Below are 3,116 nucleotides of genomic sequence, written 5' to 3'. Positions count from 1 at the left end.
AGAAATTCAAAAGTAACCGACTCGATAGCACAATTTGAAGTGAATGACCCATTGTTTACTGAATTGGAAAACTCTTCATACGAAGAATTCTGAACAGCAAAACCTCTTGGAATCGAATAAAATACTGTAATTAGCCCTTGGGTAGTTGGTAATCTAAAATCTACTTCTTCATGTGTAGGTAGCTCACCTAATTCTTCAGTGGAATCCGAACATGGTAATACCTGATAGACTAATGGCTCTGGGCATACGATCTCACTTACACAACAAACAGGAGAGGTACCCGAAATGTTAATAGAGTCACACAGACCATCTCCTTCGAACGAAACATCATAATCTGTTCCTGTTGCTACTGGCTCTGATAACCAATTTAATGTCCCATCACCATTATCAACAAAAGTACCAGGGGCACCTGTGCCAATAGCAGTCATAGTCCCTGTTGCTTCAATAGTTGCTGTAATCACATATGTATCGCCGCCTGGCTCACAAGCTGTGCTTTCAGAAATTATGCTGCCTTGAGCAAGTACCAAATCTAGATTAAAGGTATCTGTGCAGTCTATTGAAGGTCCAGTAATTAACAATATGTACTCTCCCACGTTAGCTAAACCAACATTAGGTACTATTACTGGATTACCCACCTCAGAAAACCCATTTGGACCTGTCCAAGTATAAGTTGCCCCTTGTATATCAATACTACTACTAATCTCAACATCACTCCCTACACAAACCGGGTCTAAAGACCCATCAAAACGAATAGGGTTGTTAGACGCTAATATTGGCCTTATTCTTTCGCGACCACAAGCGTCAAGAACTTGAATTTCATATTGAACTCCAGGTGTTAAACCAGTAAACGTTCCTGAAGTTTGGCTAGAACCTATGGGAGCTCCTTCTTCTAGTATCGTGTAAGTATAAGGCGATGTTCCCCCAGCACCTTCAGCAACTACGCTTACTGATTCTGTTTCACCTGCACAAGTTGTAAAATACAAATAATCAACTTCTAAAGGCCCTACTTCTTCAACTACAAAATCATAGCTATAAAAGAACCCTCCATCCAGTCTTGGTAAAAGTGGGTCAAACGTTTCGTCTGGTATAAGTGTGCCATTATTTTGAACCCCTCCAAAGCGTATTTGATATTCTCCTGGAGGCACTTCATCAAATGTAACTTGGAAATTATTACTCTGTGAAGGAGTTATCATAACTAAATTTCCATCCATATCATAGAGGCGTTTCTGCCCTATAAATGGCAAACTAAAAACTAAGCGCGCATTACTGGCTGTACTTTGACACCTGTCTTCTGTATAACTTATGTCAGCATTACGACAATTTAATTCATGTTCAATAATTTGCACATTACCACAAGCATCTGTAACCCTATACGTGTATAAGCCTGCAGGTCTTTTTATGGTTGCAGTTGAGGACTCTATATAAGAAGTTGCAGGACTTGTTATGGTAAGGATAGTTTTTGGGTTTGCTGAAAAATCACGCAATGGAAAAGTTTGCCCATCTAAATTAAAAGAAGATGAAGTCCAAGAGGTTGGCCCATCAATAACTTCAACAGTAACCGGGTAAGAAATGGTAGCGGAAATATTATCCCACCTAAATCTAAGAGCACCACCATCTTCAAGTGAACCTATATTACCCAGACAACTTGAGACACTTAATACACCTCTTTCAGGAGCTTCTTGCATAAAAGTTTCTTCATAAGAATCTCCACATGCATCAGTGTAAGTTACTCTGTAGCTTACATTATATGCCAACCCCTGAAAAACAGAAGTCCCTAGTCCATTCGTAAGACTAGGTCCTGGATAATAAGGTCTCCATCTAATATCTCCATTAAAATCTGATATAGGATTTCCGTAAGCATCAATACCAGGACTCCAATCATTAGCACCCACTGAGCTTTCTTGCTCAATAACTGCTGTGATAGCATTTGCCCCTAAAATTCTAAGTCTATGTATTCTGTAAGCATCTACACAGGGCTCGTCAGGATCTGAAAAGGGCTGAAATGCAGGTGTTTGAAAAGACAAACCCTCCGTTTCAATCCTAAAATCTCCATCTGGCAGGTGTATTGTTTCAATATTTGAAGGTCCATGATTTGGACAACTTATGGAAAACACCTGATATGTAATAGGTTGACCATCAAAGAATGAAACAGGAATATTATGAGTGCCTAACACTATTGGTGTCAATGCGTTTCTTGTTTTTGCTGGAGCTATGGAATATTCCAAAGTTGCTCCTAAATGATTGGTAACAATTAAATTTACCTCCTGTCCTGTTCTCGCGCCATTAGCATTCCCAAAACGGACTCTATAGGTATCTCCGCATGTATCGTCTGAAATTAAATCTTCAATACCACGTGCACTAGTAATGTTTAAATTATCTGTTGGATTAACAATTGTTGCTGTCTTGTTGGCAGAAGCTTCGCCACAGGCATCTATAATATCAACAATATAATTTCCAGGACTCAAACCAGATACTATTCCTGATGGATTTGCTCCCACATTTTCAATAGCTACCAAAGCCAAAGTTTCAGGCTGTCTTACTCTGATGGAGAGTGGTGAATTACCACCACCTATTCCTGAAACTCTAATTTCGCCATCATTCCCATCTCTACAAGTAGGCGTCCACCCTAAAGCTGAAAAGCTATCATCAAGTTGAACATAAGAAGGATCTGGCGGGCACTGGGCCTGAACATTAACCACCAAAAGACCAAACAATAGTGTCAATAAGAGTAAATATTTTTTCATAAGTTGATATTTTCTAATACAAAAATTGGTTTGGGATAAAATTTCATTTAAACACCAAAACTTCTGCTGATAAGATCAAGGCAGATTCCGCATTTATGGAACAGTTGAAACTCATAATTATCCGACCGGTGAAAATGGTATATTCTGTAAATCATAAATTTTCTAAACCTATTGATCTTGATTTCCATTTAAGAAATCGTCATTTCCCAAGTTTCAGCTCCGTCCTTCTGTTGAGTTGGTGCATCGCTTCTGTGCATGGAACCGTGCCGCAGTTATAGACAGGCATGTTCTTGCCAAACCACTCATACTCCATCCTCGAGGCCTCAATTCCCCTGTTGATCAGGTAATCCTTCACTACCTCAGCCCTGCGCT

General features: G+C 39.5%; 1 protein-coding gene. It reads right to left on the bottom strand.

Going from position 1 to position 3,116, the window contains the following annotated elements:
• The coding region (locus tag CLW00_RS21085; RefSeq protein WP_146131479.1) for a hypothetical protein at nt 1-2,744 on the bottom strand (2,744 nt) is incomplete at its 3' end.
• Nucleotides 2,745-3,116 lie beyond the last annotated feature (372 nt).

The organism is Mongoliibacter ruber, from assembly GCF_003003005.1.
In the GTDB taxonomy this organism is placed as follows: Bacteria; Bacteroidota; Bacteroidia; order Cytophagales; family Cyclobacteriaceae; genus Mongoliibacter; species Mongoliibacter ruber.
The sequence above is the reverse complement of the archived record's forward strand: the minus strand, read 5'-3'. Positions and strand labels throughout refer to the sequence as shown.